This is a genomic window from Anabaena sp. WFMT (genome assembly GCF_051781005.1).
In the GTDB taxonomy this organism is placed as follows: domain Bacteria; phylum Cyanobacteriota; class Cyanobacteriia; order Cyanobacteriales; family Nostocaceae; genus Anabaena.
Genome location: NZ_JBPWOA010000002.1, coordinates 360,528 through 386,292 on the forward strand (window position 1 = coordinate 360,528; position 25,765 = coordinate 386,292).

At 40.6% G+C, this 25,765-nt stretch carries 25 protein-coding genes and 3 pseudogenes; 9 read left to right on the forward strand and 19 right to left on the reverse strand.

Annotation, left to right across the window (positions count from 1 at the left end; translation table 11 throughout):
* Positions 1-18: 18 nt before the first annotated feature.
* Entirely contained in the window at positions 19-213 is a 195-nt protein-coding gene (locus ACSQ6I_RS01840; protein ID WP_438888568.1) for a type II toxin-antitoxin system HicB family antitoxin, read from the reverse strand.
* A gap of 328 nt (positions 214-541) precedes the next feature.
* Here ACSQ6I_RS01840 and ACSQ6I_RS01845 point away from each other — a divergent pair, with 328 nt between their 5' ends.
* The 3 genes from ACSQ6I_RS01845 (at position 542) to ACSQ6I_RS01855 (ending at position 3,812) form a co-directional block, all read left to right on the forward strand.
* Entirely contained in the window at positions 542-1,117 is a 576-nt protein-coding gene (locus ACSQ6I_RS01845) for a TIGR04376 family protein (protein WP_438888991.1), read from the forward strand.
* Positions 1,118-1,413: 296 nt separating this feature from the next.
* Entirely contained in the window at positions 1,414-1,992 is a 579-nt protein-coding gene (locus tag ACSQ6I_RS01850) for an ABC transporter permease (RefSeq protein WP_438888570.1), read from the forward strand.
* Positions 1,993-2,687: 695 nt separating this feature from the next.
* On the forward strand, positions 2,688-3,812 hold the full coding sequence (locus ACSQ6I_RS01855; RefSeq protein ID WP_438888571.1) for a site-2 protease family protein: 1,125 nt from the start codon (positions 2,688-2,690) through the stop codon (positions 3,810-3,812).
* 91 nt (positions 3,813-3,903) lie between these two features.
* Here ACSQ6I_RS01855 and ACSQ6I_RS01860 read toward each other — a convergent pair whose 3' ends face one another.
* The 3 genes from ACSQ6I_RS01860 to acsF all read right to left on the reverse strand — a co-directional run bounded on the left by ACSQ6I_RS01860 (position 3,904) and on the right by acsF (position 7,581).
* Complete coding sequence (locus tag ACSQ6I_RS01860; protein WP_438888572.1) at positions 3,904-5,310, reverse strand: collagen-like protein; 1,407 nt, start codon at positions 5,308-5,310, stop codon at positions 3,904-3,906.
* A gap of 291 nt (positions 5,311-5,601) precedes the next feature.
* On the reverse strand, positions 5,602-6,411 hold the full coding sequence (locus ACSQ6I_RS01865) for a tetratricopeptide repeat protein (protein ID WP_438888574.1): 810 nt from the start codon (positions 6,409-6,411) through the stop codon (positions 5,602-5,604).
* Between the two features lie 93 nt (positions 6,412-6,504).
* Entirely contained in the window at positions 6,505-7,581 is a 1,077-nt protein-coding gene (acsF, locus tag ACSQ6I_RS01870) for a magnesium-protoporphyrin IX monomethyl ester (oxidative) cyclase (RefSeq protein WP_438888575.1), read from the reverse strand.
* A gap of 329 nt (positions 7,582-7,910) precedes the next feature.
* On the opposite strand from acsF, the gene ACSQ6I_RS01875 reads away from it, so the two are divergent.
* Positions 7,911-8,411, forward strand: a complete 501-nt coding sequence (locus tag ACSQ6I_RS01875; protein ID WP_438888576.1) for a TM2 domain-containing protein — start codon at positions 7,911-7,913, stop codon at positions 8,409-8,411.
* A 164-nt stretch (positions 8,412-8,575) separates the two neighbouring features.
* On the opposite strand, the gene ACSQ6I_RS01880 is transcribed toward ACSQ6I_RS01875, so the two are convergent.
* Complete coding sequence (locus tag ACSQ6I_RS01880) at positions 8,576-9,190, reverse strand: DUF2996 domain-containing protein (RefSeq protein ID WP_438888577.1); 615 nt, start codon at positions 9,188-9,190, stop codon at positions 8,576-8,578.
* A gap of 302 nt (positions 9,191-9,492) precedes the next feature.
* Between ACSQ6I_RS01880 and ACSQ6I_RS01885 the strand changes: the two genes are divergently transcribed.
* Entirely contained in the window at positions 9,493-9,855 is a 363-nt protein-coding gene (locus ACSQ6I_RS01885) for a hypothetical protein (RefSeq protein ID WP_438888578.1), read from the forward strand.
* 39 nt (positions 9,856-9,894) lie between these two features.
* Here the strand turns inward: ACSQ6I_RS01885 and ACSQ6I_RS01890 are convergent, their stop codons facing one another.
* From ACSQ6I_RS01890 to ACSQ6I_RS01915, 6 genes are all read right to left on the reverse strand, one after another.
* Positions 9,895-10,170, reverse strand: a complete 276-nt coding sequence (locus ACSQ6I_RS01890; protein ID WP_438888580.1) for a MoaD/ThiS family protein — start codon at positions 10,168-10,170, stop codon at positions 9,895-9,897.
* 123 nt (positions 10,171-10,293) lie between these two features.
* Positions 10,294-11,598, reverse strand: a complete 1,305-nt coding sequence (thrC, locus tag ACSQ6I_RS01895; protein WP_438888582.1) for a threonine synthase — start codon at positions 11,596-11,598, stop codon at positions 10,294-10,296.
* Between the two features lie 196 nt (positions 11,599-11,794).
* Complete coding sequence (locus tag ACSQ6I_RS01900; protein ID WP_438888583.1) at positions 11,795-12,055, reverse strand: MoaD/ThiS family protein; 261 nt, start codon at positions 12,053-12,055, stop codon at positions 11,795-11,797.
* 268 nt (positions 12,056-12,323) lie between these two features.
* Positions 12,324-12,929 (reverse strand): DnaJ domain-containing protein, encoded by a 606-nt coding sequence (locus tag ACSQ6I_RS01905; RefSeq protein WP_438888584.1) that lies wholly within the window; start codon positions 12,927-12,929, stop codon positions 12,324-12,326.
* Positions 12,930-13,132: 203 nt separating this feature from the next.
* Positions 13,133-13,726, reverse strand: coding sequence for an ATP-dependent Clp protease proteolytic subunit (locus ACSQ6I_RS01910; protein WP_015217292.1), 594 nt, complete (start codon positions 13,724-13,726; stop codon positions 13,133-13,135).
* 96 nt (positions 13,727-13,822) lie between these two features.
* Entirely contained in the window at positions 13,823-14,485 is a 663-nt protein-coding gene (locus tag ACSQ6I_RS01915; RefSeq protein WP_438888585.1) for an ATP-dependent Clp protease proteolytic subunit, read from the reverse strand.
* 293 nt (positions 14,486-14,778) lie between these two features.
* On the opposite strand from ACSQ6I_RS01915, the gene ACSQ6I_RS01920 reads away from it, so the two are divergent.
* Both ACSQ6I_RS01920 and ACSQ6I_RS01925 read left to right on the forward strand, forming a co-directional pair.
* Positions 14,779-16,035: a vWA domain-containing protein gene (locus tag ACSQ6I_RS01920; protein WP_438888587.1), complete on the forward strand. Its 1,257-nt coding sequence runs from the start codon at positions 14,779-14,781 to the stop codon at positions 16,033-16,035.
* Positions 16,032-17,312 carry a vWA domain-containing protein gene (locus ACSQ6I_RS01925; protein ID WP_438888588.1) on the forward strand — a complete coding sequence of 427 codons (1,281 nt, stop codon included), beginning with the start codon at positions 16,032-16,034 and terminating at the stop codon, positions 17,310-17,312. The genes ACSQ6I_RS01920 and ACSQ6I_RS01925 overlap by 4 nt, the downstream gene beginning before the upstream one ends.
* A 50-nt stretch (positions 17,313-17,362) precedes the next feature.
* Here ACSQ6I_RS01925 and ACSQ6I_RS01930 read toward each other — a convergent pair whose 3' ends face one another.
* Together ACSQ6I_RS01930 and ACSQ6I_RS01935 are read right to left on the reverse strand one after the other, a co-directional pair.
* Complete coding sequence (locus ACSQ6I_RS01930) at positions 17,363-17,926, reverse strand: antibiotic biosynthesis monooxygenase (RefSeq protein WP_438888589.1); 564 nt, start codon at positions 17,924-17,926, stop codon at positions 17,363-17,365.
* 22 nt (positions 17,927-17,948) lie between these two features.
* Positions 17,949-18,422: pseudogene (locus ACSQ6I_RS01935) on the reverse strand (SMP-30/gluconolactonase/LRE family protein); the annotation flags it as partial.
* A gap of 150 nt (positions 18,423-18,572) precedes the next feature.
* Between ACSQ6I_RS01935 and ACSQ6I_RS01940 the strand changes: the two are divergent.
* Positions 18,573-19,484 (forward strand): annotated as a pseudogene (locus ACSQ6I_RS01940) (IS982 family transposase).
* 17 nt (positions 19,485-19,501) lie between these two features.
* Here ACSQ6I_RS01940 and ACSQ6I_RS01945 read toward each other — a convergent pair.
* From ACSQ6I_RS01945 to ACSQ6I_RS01970, 6 genes and pseudogenes are all read right to left on the reverse strand, one after another.
* Positions 19,502-19,975: pseudogene (locus tag ACSQ6I_RS01945) on the reverse strand (gluconolactonase); the annotation flags it as partial.
* 480 nt (positions 19,976-20,455) lie between these two features.
* Positions 20,456-20,689: a DUF3134 domain-containing protein gene (locus ACSQ6I_RS01950; protein ID WP_323313047.1), complete on the reverse strand. Its 234-nt coding sequence runs from the start codon at positions 20,687-20,689 to the stop codon at positions 20,456-20,458.
* A 42-nt stretch (positions 20,690-20,731) separates the two neighbouring features.
* On the reverse strand, positions 20,732-21,340 hold the full coding sequence (leuD, locus tag ACSQ6I_RS01955; RefSeq protein ID WP_438888591.1) for a 3-isopropylmalate dehydratase small subunit: 609 nt from the start codon (positions 21,338-21,340) through the stop codon (positions 20,732-20,734).
* A 135-nt stretch (positions 21,341-21,475) separates the two neighbouring features.
* Positions 21,476-22,879 carry a 3-isopropylmalate dehydratase large subunit gene (gene leuC / locus ACSQ6I_RS01960; protein ID WP_438888592.1) on the reverse strand — a complete coding sequence of 468 codons (1,404 nt, stop codon included), beginning with the start codon at positions 22,877-22,879 and terminating at the stop codon, positions 21,476-21,478.
* Between the two features lie 156 nt (positions 22,880-23,035).
* A complete protein-coding gene (gene psb34, locus ACSQ6I_RS01965; protein ID WP_438888594.1) occupies positions 23,036-23,209 on the reverse strand; it encodes a photosystem II assembly protein Psb34 in 174 nt (57 codons plus the stop codon).
* Positions 23,210-23,476: 267 nt separating this feature from the next.
* Positions 23,477-24,538, reverse strand: a complete 1,062-nt coding sequence (locus tag ACSQ6I_RS01970; protein ID WP_438888595.1) for a transposase — start codon at positions 24,536-24,538, stop codon at positions 23,477-23,479.
* Between the two features lie 572 nt (positions 24,539-25,110).
* Here ACSQ6I_RS01970 and ACSQ6I_RS01975 point away from each other — a divergent pair.
* Positions 25,111-25,692: a pentapeptide repeat-containing protein gene (locus tag ACSQ6I_RS01975; RefSeq protein ID WP_438888596.1), complete on the forward strand. Its 582-nt coding sequence runs from the start codon at positions 25,111-25,113 to the stop codon at positions 25,690-25,692.
* The last annotated feature ends 73 nt before the right edge of the window (positions 25,693-25,765 follow it).

The following is a 25,765-nucleotide window of genomic DNA, read 5'->3' on the forward strand; positions in this document are numbered from 1 at the left end:
ACTTGATTGAATGCTAAATTATCGCACTTCTACATAATAAAATTCAGCATCTTTACCAACTTCATCCATAGTTTCTAAGTAAGCTTGAATGGCATATTTCATCTTGTCTAAAGCCTCTTGTTCCGTTTCTCCAACTGTCCAACATCCAGGTAAGGCAGGACACCAGATAGCATATACTTTATCTATTTTATTTAACTTGACTTGATATCGCATATCTCAATCACCGCTATTATCTTTAATTCTATATTAATAATTAAGATAAAAAAGGAGCGTTTGATACTGCATAATCTCACATCCTTGCTAACTATAGCTGGAAAAATTAAATTTGATGGAATTTATCAAATCATTATACAAATTCAAGTAATTTAATATGATTATTTTCCCATTTGTAGTAGTAGTGGATAAATGATTTTTACTATCCGCTAATTGTCAATCTAAGTATTAATTAGAGAGTAATATCGTTTTTATCATCAAAAGGAATAGGTTATTTTTGGTAGATTAGGATAAAATAGTTACAAACCCGATGTTTGGAGTTCTGACAGTGGGCTTATTTGATGATTTAAGTCGGTTTTTAGAAGAACGTTTAGAAGAATTCTTGCGTAACAATCCCCATTTGGAATTGGAGATGCTGTTAGAACAGCTGCGGGAGCAAGAAGAAGATACCTTAAAGCTAATTGCAGAGTTACAATTACAAGAGAAGCGATCGCAAGATGATATTCTCTCCACCGCGCAAGAAATCCAACGCTGGCACATTCGCGTACAAAAAGCCAAAGCCGCAGGTAGAGAGGATTTAGCCGCACCAGCGCAAAACAGAGAAGACGCACTCCTCCGCGAGGGAAATCAGCGTTGGGGACAAATGCAGGGTCTAAAAGACCGCATTACCCAATCTCAAGAACTATTACGAAAAATTCAGCAGCGTCGTCAAGAAGTACAAGCTAAAGCCACCGCAGCACAGACAGCGCGACAAACAGAACGCGCAAAAGTTCCAACTCCGCAGCGTTTAGAAACCAATGCTTGGCAAACACCAGCTAGTAGCTTTGACGACTTAGAAGACAAGTTTCGTCGCTGGGAAACTCAAGATGAGTTGGAACAAATGAAGCGAAATATGGGTAAATAATTCAGCAAGCCGAAAGGATGAAATCTCAATGATACATTTTCATCTCTGATAATTTATATACGGTAGGGGTGTATTACAATACGCCCCTAATTTTTATTTAAAGAACCACAAATTTATTTTTTTAATTTCAGCTAAATTCAATTATTGAAATATTATTTAATTTTTTGGTTAGAAATGTATTTGCCGATAAACTTGATGAAGTTGGGTTTTTACATCTGCTTTTAACTTTTCCTTTCCACCGCTATTGAGTATTATTGCTTTAGTATTCCCCAGACGCTTAAAATAATAACTGAGGAATGGAAAATAGTATATTGTTAGACGTTTTGGCTACCCTACAACGCTTATTTGTAGGTTATATTCCCGCCTCGGTTTTAGGTATATTTATCGGCTTTGTAATTGGTATCAATGGTATAGTTTATCAGCTATTTACACGATTATTCCAAATCCCAAATAGCATTCCTTCTATAGTATTTTTACCGATTGCGCTCATTCTCTTTAAAGAGAACGAAACCGCAGCTATTTTTGTGGTGTTTATTGGTGTACTCTGGGCAGTTATTGTGGAAACAGCTACAGGTATCCAACAATTTCGTAAATATGATAATAATTTCCGCGTAGCTATCCATCACATTTTTAAAGCTTTGAGAATTGGTCTTTGGATAGCCTGGTTTACAGTTATTGCTACAGAAATGCTGGCAGGTTCAAAAGGACTTGGCTTTCTGGCATGGAATGGTTATAAAGCTGGCAATCCTAAATATATAATTGACTCCATACTCTACATTGCTATTATCGGTGTTTTTCTGGATCAATTACTAGATTTAACCGGATATATTCTCTCTCAAATGGTTTCGGATAAAGGAAAATCTTCCAAAACTTAATTACAAAAAAAGTAGAGAACAGATTAACAAGACTAAAGCTGCGTGTCACATTTAATATCTTTTATCGGTGCGTCAGATATCATAAATTTGTTGATATACTAAAAACGGTTCAAAAGTGTCATTCTGAACGAAGTGAAGAATCTCCGAGATACTTCGCTGCACTACGTTACGCTCAGTATGACATAAGTCCAGATTTCACGCGTTTGCAGTATAATAAACAATTTATAGGTCTGACGCACCCTACAAATCAAGCCAGTTGCGTAAGTCCTGATTAAGTTCTTGCTAGTGACAACAGCAGTTCTCATGTATTTAGACGACAATCGTGATTTTTTCTGTTTCACGCTCCAGACACAGAAAAAATGGCGCATTTAAGGACTTCCAGGAAATAAATTATCCAATCTTGTGGGATGGGCTTACTATTCTTGTGGGATGGGCTTACTATGGCTACCCCACAAGAAATAATTGAATATTTTTTTATTGGGAAGTCCCTTATCCGAAAATTATGGTAAATATGGTAATTTTTCTCCCACTCTCACCCATAAAATAGAGATTTTACAGGCTAAATTCGCATAACCACACCTTAATGGACGGACACCACTACTGTTACAAAGATTAAATTTACTTAATATTTCGTTACGATAAGGGCATTGGGAGAAACAACAAACCTCTCAATGCTCATGTCACAGGTGAATACCATGAATAGCACAATTCGGGTTGGCAACCTTTTTGGAATACCTTTCTATATACATCCGTCTTGGTTTTTGGTTCTAGGTTTGGTAACTTGGAGCTATAGCAGCGGACTAGCGGCACAATTTCCCCAATTAGGTGGGGGATTACCGTTGCTACTAGGATTGATGACAGCACTGTTGCTATTTGGCTCAGTTGTCGCCCATGAATTAGGACACAGCTTTGTCGCTATTCGCCAAGGAATTGATGTCAAATCAATTACACTGTTTATATTTGGTGGACTGGCAAGCTTAGAAAAAGAATCGCAAACTCCTGGGGAAGCTTTTTGGGTAGCGATCGCAGGACCATTAGTTAGTTTCCTTCTATTCGCTACAGCGACAACAGTTGGTTTTGCGACTGCTGCATCTGGGCCATTGGCAGCTATCCTGGGTCTACTAGCTTCTGTTAATTTGACCTTAGCTCTATTTAACCTCATTCCTGGCTTACCCTTGGATGGAGGAAATATACTGAAAGCAATAGTCTGGAAAATTACTGGTAAATCCTATAAAGGAGTGGTTGTTGCCAGCCGAATTGGTCAAATCTTTGGTTGGATTGCGATCGCATCTGGTCTCATTCCTCTACTATTATTTGGTAGCTTTGTTAACATCTGGAACTTGTTAATTGGATTATTCTTGCTACAAAATGCTGGAAAAGCTGCCCAATTTGCTAGAGTGCAAGAAAAACTCACAGGTTTAACAGCAGCAGATGCTGTAAACAACGATAGCCCCATTGTCACAGCCAATTTGACTTTAAGAGAGTTTGCAGATCAACAGCTCTTAAATGCTCAAGAATACCGTCGTTTCTTGGTGACAGATGAGGAAGGACAATTGCTGGGAGCAATATCAATTGATGACTTGCGAACCATCCCAAATACATTATGGTCAGAAACTCAAGTCTTCCAAGTAATGAAACCAATCGAGCAGTCCAGCACTGTACAATCGGATCAACCATTGCTGGAAGTAGTACAGTTACTCGAAACACAAAAGTTATCAGCATTGGCTGTGATTCGTGACAATGGTTTTCTGGTTGGAATTTTAGAAAAAGCTGCAATTATCAACTTACTTCAGAAGAAAGTACAAACAAAATTTGCATAACCTCTTCAAATGTTTAAGTAAAAACTCAAAATTGCCTTGCCAAGCAGTTTTGAGTTTTAGTATTTGATGATAGCCACTTATGCCTTCTGAATTATTTATTAACTTTGCGAATTGCACCTTGCCAGTTGAGAGTTTGCTGTGCAGAACTTCCCCCTAAAGAACGGATTGCTACTACTTCAATATCAACATTCACACCAGAATTAAGAGCATCACTGGGAATCTTCAACTTACCTAAATCGAGGGTAAAACGATTATAGCTACGAGTAACTAATTCGTTAGGAATTTCCCCTTCGTAAAAAGTTTGGTAGTTAGAAGATCCAGAAAAATTGTCTCTTGCCCTATATTTCACTCGAAACTGAGTATTAATTAAATCTGACCTTGATGCTAAATCAACTATTTTTAAGTTGAGGTTTTGTCCTGCATCAGTAAAATCTGCCACTGCTAAACGCGTCACATCTTTTTTAGGAATTGCATAATTAACAGTAAACTCTGTCAATTTACCTTGCATATTGGCATTACCATCAACCCACATATCATCAGAAAAGGCAATTTCTACCTTTTCACTGTCATTTAAACTCAGTGTTACACTTTGATTAGCAAAGCTGGTAATGGGTTGTTTATCTTGCCAAATTAATTTAAAAGTCCCTTCTAGTCGCTTTTCAAACTCTCGATATTCATCAGCAATCACAGAACCAACAGCTAACAGAGAAGTTGCTCCTTGACGCTGCTGCCATTTATTTTTGGAGAGGTTAAAATCTTTATTTGCTAATTCAGAAAGTGCTAATTTTAAAGTTGGTGCATCATCTGCCAAAGGTTTATTGCTGTTAATTATACTTAAAGTTCCTAATCGTCCTGGCTTACCGTTTTGACCATAACTACCATCACGTCCATCACTGCCGTGAGAACACCGATAAACTTTACTAGTACACTTATAATCAGGACTACCGGGAGTACCTTTGCAGGTTTTTACTTCCCAACTCCTACGGTTACAATTACAACCTGCTGTACCTCTGCCACCTTTTCCACCGCGTCCACCTTCCCCGCCAACAGCGCGAACAAAAATTTTCTGTAAGTCTACCAAATTGGTGTAATAGGCAGTGAGGGAACCACCATGACCACCATCTCCACCTTTCCCTCCAGTACCACCATTACCCCCATCTGGTGCATTGATGGAGTTTTCGACATTTTCACGTTGGTCTCTACAGCGGGGTCGAGTACCACGTTCTCCGTCTTCCCCATCTTCCCCATCTTCCCCAGACAGGTCAATATTTACAGGGGAACCATTAGCTGAAATCGTTTGATTTTCACCACTGCGACCATCTCGACCAGAGCGTCCATTGCTGCCTCTATCTCCATCTCTGTCATAGCGATTAGCTATTTTATAGTCTTGTTCAGAGGAGTTTGCTGCACATAAAACTGAAGCCGAGGCAGGTAAAAAGCTATTAAATAGGCAAAAAGTCAACAGAAGTGGCAATTTACTCTTAAAAGTTTTGTGCATAAAATTATACATAAATTTTTAGTTTTTATAGCCCTGCTATTTGTTTGATTTGTAATGTAATGGTTTAGTATTACTGACTGGTGTCAAATTAAGGAAAAATTTTTGTCAAATCTCTGGAATTAGCTCTTAGTTGCGCTTTAGCGAAGACAGTGCAACTATAAACCATAGTGATTTATTTATGCTGAATTAAGCTGCTACGCATTTAAATTGTATAGCCGAAATAAGTCTAACTTTTGTGGGGTGGGCATCCTTGCTCGCTCAAATATTTAAATTAGGTGCGTTTTAGCTTACTTAAGACTGAATTTCGCTCATGAAGTTGATCACCTTTTGGTGAAATATTGTGTTTTGATGCTTTAACGCAATTTGGGCTGATTCTTGGAGATCAGCGATCGCTTTCTCCCGATTACCTAAGCGATGGTGAGCCAAACCCCTTGCGTAGAGAGCAAATTCATCCTCAGAATATTTTTCACCTGCACCCACTGCTTCAATCTGCTTTGCTTCATTAAAATCTGCAAATGCACCTTGCTCATCTCCTAACTCATAACACGCATTACTTCGCACATAGTAAGCAGCCGTTAAATTGGGATCTACATAAAGAGCCTTGGTTAAGTGCTTAATCGCTTGACTATTAATACCCTGAGAATATTGCAGAATGCCCAAATTGTAGTAAGAAATAGCAGAACGTTCCATGCTGGCTATCAGACTGAAGTCTTCTAGCGCACCTTGATAGTTACCAGAGTAAAAACGCGCTGCACCTCGTCCAAAATAAGCTCGTACATATTGGGGATCTAATTGAATTGCACGATGACAATCTTCAATTGCACTTTGATTATCGCCTATTGCTGCACGAGCCACACCACGTTCAGCATAAGCCTGAGCATATTGAGGACTCAGCCGGATTGTTTCATTAAAGTCTTCAATTGCATTTTGATAATCCTTTGTCAGTGAACGAGCCACACCACGACTTAGATATGATGTCAAATCCTCTGAATTTTGTAAAATTGCCTGAGTATAATTTTCAATGGCTCCTTGATAGTCGCCAGAATTATAAAGTATATAACCAAGGCTAGAGTATCCAAAAGCAAACATTAAATTGAGCATTAGTTTATAAACTCCCTAAATATACTGATTAAAACAAAAAAAGTGGCTCTGTACATCACAGAACCACCAAAATTTTTCTAAAACTACGCTAAATTAGCGAGCTTGACCATGAGCAGAAACCGCATCAATGGGTTTCATCAGGTATAGCTTTAATAACTGCCAACCATGAGAAAGGTAAATTGGCGCTTTTTGGAAGAATTGCAGGAATTTAGGAGTATTGGAGTTGGAAATTGCTGTCAATTTTTCGTTATTTTTGACACAAACATCCAAACGCTGATAAAACTCTGGATTTTCTACATCGAGCATGAGTGGGAAGACTCTACCTGCGGTTTCATTGGTCTTCTTAATCACATGAATGTCATATTCTCTGGCATCTAAGCCGAGAGAAGCATAAAAATCTTTGCGCTGAATATCATTGAGATACATTGTTGCAAACACAGACAACAGGAAGAACCGACTCCATAGCTTGGCTCTCCAGTCATTTAGCATTTGTGGCTGCGCTCTCATGATGGCATCAAAGAAATCGCCGTGGCGGTTTTCATCCTGACACCAATTTTCAAAGAAGCGGAAAATTGGGTAAATCCGGTCTTCAGGGTGTTGTTCTAAATGGCGATAAATGGTGATATAGCGCCAATAACCTATCTTCTCAGAAAGATAAGTAGCGTAGAAGATGAATTTGGGCTTAAAGAAAGTGTAACTGCGGCTCTTAGTCAAAAAACCTAAATCTAGAGATAGATCAAAGTCTGACATTGCCTTGTTCAAAAAGCCAGCATGACGTGCTTCATCCCGTGACATCAGGTTAAAACACTCTGCTAATAGAGGACTTTTATCCTTCAAGCGACGGCCGAGTTCTTTGTAGAGCAAAAAGCCGGAAAACTCGGCTGTACAGGAGCGTTCGAGAAATTCCACGAACAATTGGCGAGTTTCCCCATCAATATGATTCCAGGATTGCTCAAACTCGGCATCTCTGACAAAGTGATGGCGGTTGTAGTCTACGCGAAATTCTTCCAGTATGGCTCTTAACTCGTCTTCGTTGACGGAGATGTCCATCCGCGCCATTTCATCAAAATCTGTTGTGTAAAAGCGGGGTGTTAAGAGGCTTTCTTTTGACGGGACTTTAACCCCGGGACGCATTTCTTCAAAGCCTGGTTTTTTTAGGGAATCTACCATTTTTTGACTGCCATGAATGTTTTTCTTATTTTTGAGTACACCAGAGAGCCAAAGCTTATGTTCTCACAAGGTGCAGCTAAGGACAATAATTACATTATGTATAAAATTCAGTCTACCAAGGTGTTGCCGGGAAAATGGCAAATAAAACATTAAGAGTTGCAACAAAACTTTAGTTGTTACGGAATGTGGAGTTGAAAATTGGTAGTCAGCTAAAGTATTTAGGCTTTGGCATCCGCTATGTAAGTTGTGTTGATGGAAGAATGCCCAGCGTGTAACCAGGAACTAAAAAGCTCAAAAAACAAGAGCTAATTCAAGGGGTTGAGAACAAGATGAATGTACAAGAAAATCGGAATAAAGACCGTCTTCTGATCTCTTATGCCTTGTGTGCAGGTGGATTTTTAGGAATAGCAGGATTACACCGTTTGTATAATGGCAAGATAGCGACTGGTGTATTGTGGCTATTGACTTTTGGTTTTTTGTATGTAGGCCAGTTAGTCGATCTACTGCTGATTCCTGGGATGGTTGATGAGTATGAACAGCAACTGAGGATCAAAGCAGGTTTATCACCTTTGGGTTTACCACTCAATCAAGCAGTAGTTAATTCCCAAGTTTACCAGCCTACTGGTAACGAACTGATGGTTAAACTGCTTGAAGCCGCAGAAATTAAGGGTGGTAACTTAACTGTGACTCAAGGGGTGAAGGCAACGGGAGCCAGTTTTGCTGAAGTGGAAAAGGTTCTCAAAGAAATGCTGAAATCAGGTTATGTGCGAATAGACAACGACCCCATTACTGGAGCCGTTACCTACCATTTCTATGAATTGTCAAGTTAATAGGGAATAGTCATTCGATTTTGGATTTTGGATTTTGGATTTTGGACTTCGTCGTGAGCGCTCAGTCGAACGATTTTGGATTGATTCCACTGATAAATCCGGGTACTTGTACCATTAAGGAATAATTGGTCAATTATCCAAAACCAATGACCAATAACCAATTATTAATTTCTACCTAGCCATTTTTGACCGTTTAAACGGTAGACTAATCGGGATACCAACAAATCAAGGGTAATTTTGCGCTCATCAATTAAGAATGACTCAAGGGTACTAGGTTTTTTACCTTCGTTACAGGAAAAACCTTTTTTGCCTTGAATATCTGCATCGGGGAAGTAGACGTTAAATTGGCGCTGTCCTTCTTGCCAACTGCCGATAATTTGCCAGCATTCTTCGGCTGAGTTAAAGCCAGTGATGGGATATTTCTGCTTGGCAAAAGTTAGCTCTACATCTGGGACTCCTTCTGCAACAATTGCTTTTTGCAAAGCTGGTAAGTATTCTTGCTGTATAAATTCCTCAAAAGGCTTATCTTCTACAGCAGGTGGTTTTTCTTTTTTGGGAGCTTTAGCGGCTGCGTCTGGTTTTTCTTTTGCAGGTGCAGCAGCATTGGGATTAACTTTTGGGTTTGCTGTTTTGGGATCTGGTGTGTTGGCTGTAGGCAGGCTTGTAGCTACTGGTTCGCTGCGGCTAGGAGCATTTTCTTCAGCGACACTGGGAGCCTGTTTGTCAACAGTGCTGGGAGCCGACTCTCCCGCTTGATTTTGATTGGTTTCTTCTGCCATTGCTCAGGTTAATCCTTTAGTCTAGCTTTTAGAGCGATCGCTCACCTTGGGATAGTCAGTTATTTCCATTTTGACATACCAGCGCGTGGCTATAACTATTTATATATTTCATATTTTTATATATTTCATATTTCAGAAATCCTGTCTCCAGCATGACGAGGGACAATTGTATCCGTCTCACTATCAGCGATCGCTCGGTCTACACTACTAACAGGAATCTTGTCTGAGTCTGGTAACTAATCTATTTCTTCTGCTTTGACTTATGCCTATACGTACTTTAATCTTTTTGCACTTTTGATTTTATGCACCTAAGTATAGTTGAAGACTATTTACAAATAGAATTTTCCTTAAAAGAGCAACTTTTAGCTGTTCGCTTTCACAAAGTTTGGCAAATACCGCTAACCCATATCACGCAAGCTTCAACAGAGCTACCACCTAATACTTGGAAAGAAATCCGCGCCCCTGGTAGTTTTGTACCTGGTCTGATTAAAGCTGGAACTTACTACACAGACCGAGGTAAGGAATTTTGGTATGTCACCAGAAAAAACGATTTTGGTAGTGTGTTAACGATCGACTTAGAAAACGAATCCTATCAACGTATCGTTTTGAATGATATAGAAAACAATCAGGAATGGCAGCAACAACTGACCATACCCAAATCATAAACTCCCCACAAACTGGGGGAGGTTTAATTTGCAGATAGCTCAACCACCTGCAACAGCGGGAACGATGCTGACTTCATCACCATCTTTTAAAGATGTTTCTGTGCCTTCTAGAAAGCGGATGTCTTCACTGTTAACATACAAATTTAAGAACCGTCTTGGCTTCCCGGCTTCATCGCACAAACGTGATTTGATACCAGGACAGCTTTCTTCTAAAGATTCAAATAATTCAGTGATGTTGCTGCCACTGCATTCTAGGGTAGCTTGATTATTTGTAAATTTTTGCAGAGCAGTAGGAACTAAAACAGTTACAGCCATAATTTCAACTTTAATTTTCGATTTTCAGTGGTTAGTTACTAGGGGTTTAGCATTGCGCCTTACCCCTACAATCATTTATCAGTAGTCATTCTTGAGAACTCCCTAATGACCAATGACTAATGACTAAACGAGGACTTGTTGCCATTCTAAGCGATCAAGTGTCCGCGATCTTTCTAAAGCCCGTTCAAAACTATCAAGTTTGGCATCAATGGTCAAAGGTTCACCAACGTAGCCTTGTACTGCTTCTTGGGTTTTCAAACCATTACCTGTGATGTAAACAACTGTAGTTTCATCTGGATCAATTTTGCCAGCTTCAACCAATTTTTTCAGCACTGCAACTGTTGTCCCACCGGCTGTTTCTGTGAAGATACCTTCTGTTTCTGCCAGTAGCTTCATGCCTTCGATAATTTCTGCATCATTGACTGATTCAATGTTACCACCAGTTTTCTGGGCTATTTCTACAGCATAAACACCATCTGCTGGATTACCAATAGCTATTGATTTAGCAATTGTGTTTGGTTTGACTGGCTGGATAAAGTCACGTCCTTCTTTGAAGGCTTTAGCAATGGGGGAACAGCCTTCGGCCTGAGCGCCACTGAAACGAACGTTTTTACCTTCCACCAAACCGACTTCTGTAAATTCTTTGAAACCTTTATAAATTTTGGTGAATAGTGAACCAGACGCTAGGGGAGCAACAATATGATCTGGTAGTTCCCAACCTAGTTGTTCTGCAACTTCAAAGCCCAATGTCTTGGAACCTTCAGAATAGTAAGGGCGGAGATTAATATTGACAAAACCCCAACCGTGTGTATTGGCAACTTCTGAACAGAGACGATTGACTTGATCGTAATTGCCTTTGACAGCCATGAGGGTGGGACTATAAATTAAGCTACCAAGGATTTTACCTGCTTCTAAGTCTGCGGGGATGAATACACAGCAGTCTAAACCGGCATAGGCTGCGATCGCAGCTGTGGAATTTGCTAAGTTACCTGTACTTGCACAAGAGACTGTAGTAAAACCTAATTCTCTAGCTCTGCTCAGTGCAACTGACACCACCCGATCTTTGAAGCTCAGGGTGGGCATATTGACGGCATCATTTTTAATATAAAGTTTATTTAAACCCAGGCGACGGGCAAGACGGTGCGATCGCACTAAGGGAGTCATCCCCGTTCCCACATCTATAACATTATCAGTAGCGACTGGTAAAAATTGACGGTAGCGCCAAATTGAATTTGGACCAGCTTGGATTTTTTCTCGGCTGACGGAAAGACGTAAAGCATCGTAGTCATATTTGACTTCTAGCGGACCAAAGCACAATTCACAAACATGACTAGCTTTGAGTTCATATTCTGCTCCACATTCCTTACACTTCAAGGCTTGCAGTATAGAAGTGTTTGCTTGGTTTAGGTTTGCAATTGCCTGAGTCATAAACTAGCTGTCCCCGTATATCCGTCAACTTTGGATTACTCTAGCACGCCCTAAAATACACGTCAAACATACCCGACTATTTTTGTCGGATATCTTTTCCATAACGGAAGATGAGGGGGATGAGAACAGAAAAGTAACGAGTGTAAATCCGAGTCAATCACTCGATACTCGATACTCGATACTCGGTACTCAATCCTCAGCCACCGTTAACAGGTGGAATGAGGACAACTTCATCACTATCTTCTAGTAGGGTGTCTGGTTCGACAAAGATGAGATTAATCCCAAAGCGGGTAACATCACGCCATTGAGAGAGTTCTGGGTGTTCGGTGATAAAGCGATCGCACACCGCCTTTACTGGCGTACCATTAGGAAAATCCAGCACTAGTTCGTTCACACCATAAGCTTCTTGATAGGCAGCGAACAATTTAACGGTTACGGTAATTGCAGATTTCGACATACAATTTTTCTGAACCCTAATTTATTTCATTATTTATTAGAAGAAATTAAATGCCAGCTGAATTCAACTTTTTTCAGCGTTGCTATTCCCTCTCACCAATTGAAGACCTTGATCAGCAGCATCCAGTTCCCGTAGTTCTTCTGGGAATCAAGTTACTTATTTGGAAGTCTAATTGATCTGAGAATTACTGCATATTGTTAGATTAATCTCCTCACCGTTTTGCTTCCTTGAGTGAGGGACGTATTGACGATATAGAAATTATCAAATCTTAAAATTTAATCCCCAAACGCTGAAAGTCTTGCTGGACTTCGTTTAGCAGAGCCTTATTGTGAGGATCTGTCTTTAAAGCCTTTTTCAGATAAATTCTGGCTTTTGGAAGTTGTTTTTCGGAAATTAAAGCCCTTCCCCAGATTTGATAAGCGATCGCTTGCCATTGTCGCACTTCTATATCTTCTGGTAATCTAGCAGCTAAAGCTTCCACAAGAGCGATCGCTTGGGGAAAACGTCTTGCTTGCAAAAACCGTTGCAACTGCTCATAAGTTTTCCACTTTAACCGTTGTTCTATATCTTCTAGAGTTGGTGGGTGGGGCATCACAGTTGTTGTTGCTGCTGACTCCTGGGATTCCACCTCAATGTAACTACGTACAGAAGTTGATGAACTACTTGATTTTGAGGCTATTTCCTCTGGTGGTATTACCGTTTGTAGGAATCTATAAGCCTCTGTCAAAGCAATAAATTTGTCTTTAGACTTTTCATCATCTGGGTTAGTATCGGGGTGATATTGCTGCACCAGTCGGCGGTAAGACGACTTAATTTCAGCAAAAGAGGCTCCCGACCTTAGTCCCAATAAACGGTAGCAATCTCCAAGGTCCATCTTGAGCTATCAGTGAGCAAATATTTATTTTAGTTATTAGCATTAAAGCCTAAATCTAAATAATAAAAACTAAATTTATAGTTTAAAGTTCAAAATTGACACTTTTTAGTTTTGGGATTGGGGACTCTTAAGAGGACAAGGAGCAGGGCGCAAGGGGGAAAACTTTCTCCTCTGCGCCCTGCACTCCGCCCCCCTGCGCTCTTCTACGGGCGTTCTTCAATCACACGGTCAATTAAGCCGTATTCCTTAGCCTCTTGAGCAGACATGAAAAAGTCACGATCCATGTCTTTTTCAATTTTGGCTAAAGTTTGACCAGTGTTATCAACATAAATCTGATTTAACTGGTGACGAATGCGGATAATTTCTCTAGCTTCAATTTCGATATCAGATGCTTGGCCACGAGTACCACCGGAAGGTTGATGAATCATAATCCGGGAGTGGGGTAGAGCCATGCGTTTGCCCTTAGTTCCAGCAGCTAACAGGAAAGAACCCATTGAAGCAGCTAAACCAACGCAAATGGTAACAACATCAGATTTGATGTGTTGCATGGTGTCATAAATTGCCAAACCAGATGTTACCATGCCACCTGGGGAATTGATGTATAAGAAAATATCCTTACCTGGATCATCTGAATCCAAATAAAGCATGATGGCAATAATTTGGTTAGCGATTTCGTCATCAACATCTCTTCCCAGAAAAATGATTCTTTCCCTGGAAAGGCGATCGTAAATACTAATCCAGTCTGTATACTGTCCTCCGGGCATCCGGTAAGGAACTTTAGGCACGCCTATAGGCATTTTCGTTACTCCGTTTGTAATTAGTTCAGTCGTCAGTGCTGAGTCCTGAGTGAAGCACTAAATACTAAATACTCAATACTCAATACTCGGTACTCCTTAAAGCACACTTGCAGGGAGTGGGGGATTGGCGAGTTCTTCTTTCTCAAATACTCGGTCAATCAAACCGTACTCCTTCGCTTGGTAAGGAGTCATGTAGAAAAGACGATCCATGTCCTTGGCGATTTTTGCTACTGCCTGTCCGGTTGTATAAGAGAGAATATCAAGCATTGATGCTTTGTTTGCCAAAACTTCCTTAGCTCGAATTTGAATATCCGTTGCTTGCCCTTGGGCGTAGCTCTTCGGCTGATGCAGGATAATATTGGAGTTGGGCAAACTAGCACGACAACCTTTTGTACCAGCACTCAGAAGCATCGCAGCCATACCCATTGCCGAACCGATGCAGATGGTGTGGATGGGGGGCTTGATGTATTTCATGGTGTCATAGATAGCGAAGGCTTCGGTTTCAAAACCGATAGGTTCGCCACTGTAACCAGAGGTGCCAGTTGAGTTGATGTAGATTTTAATTGGTTTTTCGGGGTCGTCGGATTGTAAATAAAGCAATTGAGCGACTATCAATTCCGTGACAGCAGGAACCAGTGGCATTCCCAGATAGACGATTCGCTCCTTCAATAGCAGGGAAGGTAAATCTGGCGGTGGTGTCCGGTAGAAATTATCGCCGTAATAAGGGGCTTGAACAGCCTGGATTGGGGAAGTGTCCATAGCAACTGATCGCCTGAAACTATGCCGTTAACTGTAATACATCCTAGCGTGATGCTAACTTTATTTAGGGTGTGGATTTCTCTCTCATGGTGAAGAGCGCTTGATTTCTAGGATATTCTGAATATTAAGTAATTGGGAAATGGAAGCAGGGGCGCAGGAGTTCAGGATTCAGGAGAGTTATTTATAACCTCTTAACCAATGCCCAATGCCCAAAAGTACTTTTCCGTAGCGCGGAAGCTTTGTTTTGAAGTTATTTATAAATGGATATATGTCCTCGATAGGAAAATTAGGTTATGAAAGTTAATTTGCAGCCTACTCTAAATGATGCTAATTTAGACGCGAATCAAGCCAGCAGTCAACGTCAGTTGGCAGTTTCGATTTCTGCGATTGGCGAAACTCTAGATCGCAGTGTGCCATTGAATTTATGCTTAATTCTCGATCATAGCGGTTCGATGAATGGTCGATCGCTCGAAACTGTGAAAAAAGCAGCTTCTTTGCTGGTTGATCGACTCAGTTCTGATGATCGTCTGAGTATTGTTGCTTTTGATCATCGTGCTAAAGTTTTAGTCCCTAATCAGGTGATTACAGATCGAGAACAGATCAAACAGCAAATTAATCGCTTGTCTGCCGATGGTGGGACGGCGATTGATGAGGGTCTGCGGTTGGGGATTGAGGAATTAGCCAAAGGCAAAAAAGAAACTGTTTCCCACGCCTTTTTGCTAACTGATGGCGAAAATGAACATGGTGATAACGATCGCTGTTTGAAATTTGCCCAATTGGCAGCCAGCTATAATTTGACTTTGAATACATTGGGTTTTGGTGACAATTGGAATCAGGATATTTTAGAAAAAATAGCTGATGCTGGTCTGGGGAATTTGTCACATATTGAACAACCAGATCAAGCTATGGATAAGTTCAGTCGTTTGTTCACCCGGATGCAAACAGTGGGATTGACTAACGCTTATCTGCTCTTTTCACTGATGCCAAATGTGCGATTAGCGGAACTTAAACCTGTTGCCCAAGTTGCCCCGGATACCATTGAATTACCAGTGCAACCAGATGCTGATGGACGTTTTCTGGTACGTTTGGGAGATTTAATGAAGGATGTGGAACGGGTGATTTTGGCTAATATTTATTTGGGACAGTTGCCCGAAGGTAAACAGGCGATCGCTAATGTGCAAGTCCGCTACGATGACCCCGCCCAGAACCAAACCGGATTATTTTCCCTGAATATGCCAGTATATGCAAATGTAGAGCGAATTTACCAACCATCTGCCAATCCCGAAGTCCAACAGTCTATTTTGGCTTTAGCTAAGTATCGCCAAACCCAGTTGGCCGAAGCGAAATTACAACAGGGTGATCGCGCTGGGGCGGCGACAATGCTACAAACGGCTGCCAAAACGGCTTTGCAAATGGGAGATGCCAGTGGAGCAACGGTATTGCAAACTAACGCCACACGCTTGCAAGCAGGGGAAGAGTTATCAGAAAGCGATCGCAAAAAAACCAGAATTGTCTCAAAAACTGTGTTGCAGGATGCTCCTCCTAAATGAAAGTTCAATTACTGTCGGCACTAAATGACACTAATGTTGATGCGGCTCAATTGAGTAACCAGCGTCAACTAGCCATTTCTATATCGGCTATTGCCGATCAACTTGACCAAAGTTTACCGCTGAATTTATGCCTGATTTTAGATAAAAGTGGTTCTATGCATGGAGAAGCCATTGATACTGTAATTCAGGCAGTAGAACAATTATTAGCTCAACTCAAGCCAGGCGATCGCATCTCTATTGTCGCTTTTGCAGGTACTTCTGAGGTCATTATCCCCAACCAAATTGTCTCAGATATAGACAGCATCAAAGCCAAGTTAAAGAATAAGCTCAAGGCTTCTGGCGGTACAGTTATTGCTGAAGCCTTATCTTTGGGAATCACCGAATTACTCAAAGGCACAAAAGGCGCTGTTTCCCAAGCATTTTTGCTCACAGATGGCCATGGTGACGGTGGTTTAAAAATCTGGAAGTGGGAAATTGGCCCCAACGACCACAAACGCTGTCTGGAACTTGCCCAAAAAGCAACTAGAGTCAACCTGACAATCAACACATTTGGATTTGGCAATGAATGGAACCAGGATTTGCTAGAAAAGATTGCCGATGCAGGTGGTGGTAGTCTGACTTATATTGAGCGTCCAGAACAAGCTGTAGCCCAATTTGGCAGCTTGTTTAAACGAATTCAGTCTGTGGGGTTAACCAATGCCCATTTGTTGCTGTCCCTAGTCCCTAGTGTCCGACTCGCAGAACTCAAACCCATTGCCCAAGTTGCCCCAGAAACCATTGAGTTAACAGTGGAAACAGAAGCTAATGGTAGCTTTATTGTCCGCTTGGGAGATTTAATGAAAGATGTAGAACGGGTAGTTTTGACGAATATTTATTTAGGACAGTTGCCAGAAGGCAAACAAGTGATTGGACATATCCAAATTCGCTACGATAACCCAGCAGAAAATAAAGAAGGTTTACTTTCCCCTCTGTTACCTGTCTATGCCAATGTCACCAAGGCTTATCAACCTGCTGTTAATCCCCAGGTGATACAGTCGATTTTGGTATTAGCTAAATATCGTCAAACTCAGGTAGCAGAGACAAAATTGGAACAAGGCGATCGCGCTGGTGCGGTGACAATGCTGCAAACAGCCGCTAAAACTGCCTTGCAAATCGGAGATACAGGTGCAGCCACCGTGTTGCAATCCAACGCCACTCGTCTGCAAGCTGGTGAAGAACTCTCGGAGAGCGATCGCAAAAAAACCAGAATTGTCTCAAAAACAATCTTACGAGAATAATTAATTATTTAGGGTGGGCATCTGCCTACCCTGAAAAATTGGCAATTATCCTAAACTTTTGATTTGGGATATAGCCAAAAGCTAAACAGACGATTTACTCTGGGCATGATTGCATAAGTCAGTAGTACCACCATAATAGCGGAAATAATTAAGGAAATAATCAGCGGAGGTAAACTACGAAGTAAAGGACTAAGAAAGACACTCAAAAGATTAATTAATATGTAGACAACAGCCCAGGTCAATAATGCAGTTTTATAGCGTGGTGGTGTTTTTAAAGGTTGACCAGGAATAGAAAACCAAGCTTCTAAGCCGCTGATTTCCTGGATATGGGGGTCAGATTCTACCAAAGGTTTGGCTTGAGTAAGCCAGTATTGGCGATCACTTGATGTCATCCATATTTTCAGATTTTCATAACTATCAAATCGAAGAATAATCACATATTCATTTCTGACACCAGGTTGAGGACGAATCACATTTGTACCCAAATGACCTGTATAGGTTCTGGCTACAGTTGTAATATCTTTCACCCAAGCCTCAAAAGCCATTTCATTGCCTGGTTTGACGAGTTGCGAAATTACAACTGTGACTAATTGTTCCTCTTGTGCATTTTCCATCCGTTAATTTTCTTTTTGCCTATCACCTTTGATATCCAGCTTTTCCAACCTCAAGCCGGACAACTGTAGCCGCTACGACACCTGTGGGAGGTGGCAAAAACATACCACCATTTGTGACAACATAGATGGCAGTGCGATCGCCAAGCACTCCGTAGGAATCGCTCTCTAGTTGACCAAAAGCAACTGCTGTACTACCAATTACGTTTTGTTCAGATTGAGCAATAATAGTTGTCGTGCCATCGGGCGTAATCCTGACTACACTGTTATAAACGTGAGTTGCTCCGTAAAGATTACCCTCCACATCAAAGGCAAAATCGTCAATATTCGTCTGCTTCACTAAAATTTCCGGTTCACTAGGAACATTTGCTGTATCAATGGCAATTCGTAACAATAGTTGTTGATCAGTATTTGAAACATAGAGATACTCATTAAACCACTTTAAACCGTTGACAGCAGGAATTATGCTTTCTGCACTGTTACGAGCTAACAAAACGTGAGTTCGACAGTGATCAAAAGGTGGAAAGCTTGTTCAGAGAGGATTTGAGAAACTCCAGAGAAAAATCACTAAGATTTATGGAGAAGAGGTGAAAAAATCATAAAAAAACACCGAGACTAAAAATATCAAAGAAAATAGGGAGTCTCGGCTATGTCTACCATCATATCTCACCTTGATATTACGCAAATATTTTGTGATGTAGATGATTTCTGTAACCAATGGGAAAACTTGTGGCAGCAAGTACCACAATTGCCATCCACAAAGGGAGAAAGGCGCAGCTAATCAAGAATGCACCTATCAGAAGTGATGACAATAGTCATTGCTTTTCATGGCAGTGGTTATAGAACCTTTAAGGAATTTTATACCTTGCAGGTACTTCCAGGATGGCGTGGGGCATTTCCGAATTTAGTCAGCTACACAAGATTTGTGGAATTGATGCCTTGGTGTCTAATGTTATTGTGCTGTTTTTTGCATACACGAACCTGAGAAATTACAGGGATTAGTTTTATAGATTCCACACCAATCAATGTTTGCCATAATTGTCATGCCCATACACATAAAGTATTTAAAGGGTTGGTCAAATGGGGTAAAAATTTCGTGGGTTGGCATAACGGAAGTAAACTTCATTTGATTATTAATGACCGAGGAGAACTGCTGGCATTTAAGTTAACTCCTGCCAATGTAGATGACCGCAAACCAGTTCCAGAGATGACTCAAGATTTAATTGGTAAACTTTTTGGGGATAGAGGATATGTTTCCCAAAAATTATTTGAGGAGTTATATGAGCGAGGATTAGAGTTAATTACAAAATCCAAAAAGAACATGAAAAATCGCTTAGTCAAATTGATTGATAAAATTTTATTACGCAAACGAGCCGTTATCGAATCTGTAAATGACTACCTCAAAAATATCTGTCAAATAGAACACTCCCGTCATCGTAGTCCATTGAACTTTTTGGTGAATTTGATAGCGGGTTTGGCTGCTTATACCTATTTACCTAAAAAACCTTCTATTGATATTTACCCAAAAGACTTACCATCTCTACCTCCTGCCATTTTTTAGCTCCGTCGAACTCACGTTAACAAAGGGTGTTCTAACCAAATTGAAGCACTGTTTTGGGCAATATCAATCAGCCAGATTGCCCCCCGATAGGAATCTGCCATTAAGTACTTTGTATCAGACATTGGTGTGATGCCATTAGGGAAAATCGCATCCGGCAAAGTTACCAAAGTTTCCACAACACCATCGGCTGTTATGTGAAAAACCACAGATACAGAATCAGCATTCCATCCAGTTGCAATCAGACCACCATTAGTAGTGAAGGCTAAACCACTGATCTTACCTTCTACACTGGCATGAATATGTTGGCTACCATCCCGTAAAATCCGAACAATTTGACCTATTTCATGATTAGTCACCAAAATACTTCCATCTGGAGCGATGACAAGATTTTCTAGAAAGGTGTTAACTGGGAATGTGGAAATAACTTGGGCTGGGACTAATTCAACTGGGGTATGGGTGTAAATAGGCGGTAATACTGTTGAGTTCTGCATTTGAGTGAAATTCTCCTGGAGATTGCTAAACTATGAATTCATACCGCAGGACTTATCCCTCTTCCATGACTCCGGGAATCACAAAAATAATTTTCTAGTTGTCAAATCCTTATGTGATAAAGATTTGAACATTTTATTAATAACAAAATACAGCAAACATTTTGTAATATTAATAAATCGCTAAAACCCTTGTTAAATAAAGGTTTCAAATTTAGCGTTGCCGAAAGTGACGAAAGAGGGTTATGGAGGTATTTACTAAATGGATATTAGCAAAGGTCAGCAAAAGATATTCAATAGACATCTCCGAGAATTAAATGTGCGTTTCCTTGAACCCTCGTAGAGACTTTCCATGGAACGTTTCTACGTTCTTTTCTGGAGATGTCTAATATGAAATTTGCGTAACAGATGATTATTTAACGGCAGAGGCAGAAATCACAAAACAAAAATTACGCCCTGTCTTGTTCCTTCTGCCTTTATGTCTTAATCTTCTAACTCTACATCTGAGTCATCGTCATCATTATCATAGGGAAGATCATCGAGGTCGATGATTTCAGAAATTTCTTCTACCTCACGAAGATTCCCTGTTTCAGCTGGTTCACGAGGTATTAACCGTCCAGTAGACTTCAGCCATTCCAGAAGAATAAATTCATGACTTGTACGAATTACGGTAGCTCGTTGGTTACGAGGTTGTTCATGCAAAGGGCCATTAAGCATACAAAATTCTCTTTGAATTGGGAAAAAACTAAATTGATTAACTTACTTTACTGCTAACTTACGCCAACTAATGTACGGCAATTTCGCCGCAGTTGCCCGCACTTTTTCAACATTTTCTACCAATTGACCGCAAGCATCCCAAGTACCAGAAACAAAGGTGCTTCTCGTCCCTTCATTCATCACAACTGGGGACGTAAAATCACCAATTTTTACTTGCAAATTTTCTAAATCTATGCTAACAGATGTTTGAGGATTTGCTGTTACTAAATCTTGCAGTTGTTTGACTGTAGCTGCATCAGCCGTAACGCAAGGTATGCCCATGGCGACACAATTACCAAAGAATATTTCCGCAAAGCTTTCACCAATCAGGGCTTTTATTCCCCATTTAGCTAAGGCTTGGGGTGCGTGTTCCCGTGATGAACCACAGCCAAAATTCCGGTTAACTATTAATATTTTTGCCCCTTGGTACTGGGTTTGGTCAAAAGGGTGTTGACCGTTTAAGGCTTTCCGGTCATCAATAAATACGCCTGTACCTAAACCGTCAAATGTGACAGCTTTTAAGTAGCGGGCGGGGATAATTCGGTCTGTATCAATGTCGTTACCGATGAGGGGGACGGCGTTACCGGATATTTGTTTTACTTCACTTACCATAAGTTTAAGAAGAAACGTTCGCGTAGCGTGCCGTAAGGCATACCGCAGAGACGCGGAGGACACAGAGGAAGAAGTTTTTGAGAGGTTTTTTGTGGGACGGGCTTCTAGCCTGTCCTCATTCCACAAGATAGGTTTTTACAACAAGTCGCGCACGTCGGCGATTTCGCCTTTAATAGCGGCTGTGGCTACCATTGCCGGACTCATGAGTAAGGTGCGCCCGGAGGATGAACCTTGTCTGCCTTTAAAGTTGCGGTTGGAGGAGGAGGCGCTGATTTGTCTTCCTTGGAGTTTGTCGGGGTTCATGGCTAGACACATGGAACATCCTGGTTCTCGCCATTCAAAGCCGGCTGCTTGGAAGATTTTATCTAGTCCTTCGGCTTCGGCTTCTTTTTTGACTCTTTCAGAACCGGGGACGACAAAGGCTTTTACTCCCTCTGCTACTTTGCGACCTTGGGCAATTTTGGCAGCTTCTCTTAAATCGCTAATGCGGCCGTTGGTGCAACTACCAATAAAACAAACATCAATTTTTGTCCCTTGGATAGGTTGACCGGGGTATAAGTCCATATAGCGGTAAGCTTCTTCGGCGATAAACCGATCTTCTTCTAGGAGTTCTTCGGGTGTTGGTACTTTCTGATTTACGCCGATACCTTGACCAGGAGTAATTCCCCAGGTAACGGTAGGGGTAATTTCCCCAGCATCGAAGACTACTACATGATCATATTCGGCATCCACATCACTACGCAGAGATTCCCACCAAGTAACGGCTTGATCCCACTCTGCACCTGTAGGTGCAAAGTCTCTAGTTTGGAGATAATCGTAGGTAATTTGGTCAGGATTGATGTAACCACATCTAGCACCGCCTTCTATGGCCATGTTGCAAACGGTCATCCGTTCTTCCATGTTCATTTGTGCAAAGGTTGTGCCGGCAAATTCGTAAGCGTAGCCAACACCACCTTTGACTCCCAAGGTGCGGATGATGTGCAGAATTACGTCTTTGGCGTAAACACCTGGTTTTAAGTTGCCGTTAACTTCTATTTTGCGGACTTTTAATTTAGATAAGGCTAGGGTTTGGGAAGCTAGAACATCCCGTACTTGGCTTGTACCGATACCAAATGCGATCGCTCCAAATGCTCCATGACTAGAAGTATGACTGTCTCCGCAAGCGATCGTCATTCCCGGTTGAGTCAGTCCTAATTCAGGCGCAATGACGTGAACTATACCTTGATTCCCTGAACCAATATTGTAAAAAGTGATGTCATTCTCTTGACAACTCTTTTCTAATGCTTGAATCATTTCTTCGGCCAAGCTATCCACAAAGGGACGGGCTTGATTTTCTGTGGGGACTATATGATCAACTGTAGCTATAGTCCGTTCTGGGAATAAAACTTTTAAACCCCGCTCCCGCAGCATCGCAAAGGCTTGAGGACTGGTCACTTCATGAATAAGGTGTAGCCCGATAAATAGTTGCGTCAGCCCTGAAGGAAGTGTACCAACGGTGTGTAAGTCCCAAACTTTGTCAAACAGGGTTCCTCTGCTCATATACCAATCTCGATTAAAGGAGTCGGATTATTCATAGTATCAAAAAATTTGCAGTTGTTCGCAAATTCAGCCACAAAAAAAACCCCGGTGAAACTAGCCGGGGCTGATAGGAGAAATCCAAATGACGATTAGATACCAATACCGAAACTAAAAATCTTAGTAGCTAACCCCCAACGAAATTAAAACTATAGATGTAATGAATAAAATCGCTACTGCACCTTGGAAGGCGTAGCTCTTTTGTTGATCTTTTGTAGGATATTCAGCGTAGTAAAGATTTGGCTCGTTAGCGTAGTTATTAAGGATGCCTTCTTCATTAACGGTGGTATACATAATATATTTTTTTCCTTTGTTTGTTACTTTATGTAAACTAATTTAACAAGATTGTTACAAAGTGTCAATAGGACTTGACAAAAAAATAGTAGATGATTTATATAAGGCTTGCTTATCTGGGATGCTTCATGAGGCACAACATAATATACAAGGGTGAGTTAGGAGGTTAGACTGTAATCCACCATAAACTTCAGCAATAACAGCGGGTTAACTTACTGCTTTAGTTGTGAATGCCGTGTAGGTTGGGTTGAGAAACGAAACCCAACCTCATATCTTGCACCTGGAAATAGTAATGTCAATTCCGTGACTAAATGCTAGAGGACGAAGGCGTTCAATATCAAGTAATAATAAAGACAATAATAAAATAGGAAAAAAAGTGGACAGAGCAAGAAAAGCAGCTTGACCCCAATCAAGAGTATGAGGATAATATTCAGCTAAATAAGTCCAATGTGCTAATAAATAGGCAGTCACAGATAAGATTAACCAACGATAAATACCCAAGAGAGTACATTGTCCAAATTTGTCTAAACCAAAGCGATGTTTAGCAGTTTTAAACCATCCTTCTATTTGCCATCTTCGCTTACCCCACCAAGAGATAGTTGCAGCCTTAAGTGGTATTGTAGAAATAACATATCTCTTGATAAACACACCTTTATCAGTTTTGAAATAATACCAAGAAATAGTAACAGGAAAATCTAAACCAACAAGTTTTAACTGTTGTCCACGATGACATAAATCCTTAACTGAGCGACCATCAACCAATTTACGATTACAAGCAATTCCGAGAATAGCGTGATATTTAAGTTGACGAATACCATGAATAAACTCCTTAGTACCAAAAGCCGAGTCAGCCAGGATTTTCAGATGAAATTGCCTGGTAAGTTGTTTCGGTAAACGACATACCATTTTTAAAGCTAATTGAGCTGGAGTTGTTGAACATGAACCTCTCCACACCCGGAAATTCCAAGGAATACGCCATTGTCCAACAACTAAATACAAGACAACTAGATGTAAGCCTCGTTTATGATTGTAAATAGTAATTAAGTGGTTAAAAGCCTTAAATTTACCTGTTTTTTCTAAGGTAGTTAGATCAATGATTACTTGTAAGAATGGTTTACGTCCCCGTCTGCATTCACTCAAAATTAGTTCAATTACTGTTCGACGCAGATGACGAATTATTTGACGAGTAGACCAGTTATAGTGATTTAGAAATCGGCTTAAAGCACTTTCTGATTTAGTTTTACTGTAATGTGGTAAAGGTTTTCCTTGAGCTTCTAGAAATAATCCTAGCATTGCTTCTAAGCTATCTCGTTGATAGTGAGTAGGCATGAATGCTAGGATTGTGCACATTAAGGAATGGACACGGGCAAGAGTTGCTTCCATAGTTCTTGCTATTTATGTTGTTTAATACACCCTTTTTCGCATTTTTACTAATCAATTTAAATTATCTTTGTGCAGATTTAATTACTGCTAGTTTTGTGTATGTTAGCAGTTATTTTATGTAGACTATATGTTATTTATTGTCTCAGTATTTTAATTTATTTATCCAAGTCTGGATGTTATTTTTATTCTCTCATTTTCGGTTAATACTGTCTCCCTTAACCAGGTGCAAGATATGAGCCAACTGTATTTTGCGACTGCATCTCGAAATTCCCCACCTGAAATATCCTCAATATTCTTAATCCCATCCATCATCAGAATCTCCGTACCTGCAACAAAGCAATTCTTGATTTGAGTAACCGTATTTTTAGTAGATTTCAGAATTTTCAGTACCTTCGACACCACTATAATCATCACCTTATCCGCCGCAGAAAACTTGTATAGGTTATGTTTTGCTTTGCTGCATCTACTAGGAATTGCGATTAGCCTTAGAAGATGTTAATTAATATAGGATTTGAGTTATGGATGCTGAAGAGTTGTTACAGCGTTATGCTGCTGGGGAAAGAGATTTTCCAGGAGTCAGACTCAGAGGTGTTTTTTTGGATAATGCTAAATTGATGGAAATTAACTTAAGCGGGGCTGACTTGAGTGGGGCTGACTTGGGTCGAGCTAAACTCAATAGAGCTAACTTGAGTTGTGTTAAATTATGTGGTGCTGCCCTGTGTGAGGTTAATTTCACCGGAGCTAACTTGAGTAGAGCCGACTTGCGAGGAGTCAATCTCAAAGGTTCTGGTATTATTAATGCTGATTTGACTGAAGCTATCTTGGATGGGGCTATTATTGGTGGAGAAGAAAGTGTAATTGAAGGGGCTAATTTTAACAGAGCTTCTCTCCGAGGCGCTAACTTCATCATGGTGGCTTTGATTCAGAGTAGTTTTAGAGGTGCAATCTTTGATGGAGCCACTTTCGACAGTGATTCTGGGTTCAATGATAGTGATCTCACGGGAGCCAGTTTTCAAGTTTCCAATTTCAGACTACCAGAATATATTCCTCCAGGTGGGGGACGCATTATTCTCCCAGACGGTCGAACGCTCGGTGGGTGAAATGAAGGAAGTATTATGAGCATTGCTATTAGCTGGAAGCAGCACACCTTCGTTGAATCTGGTGGAATTGCAA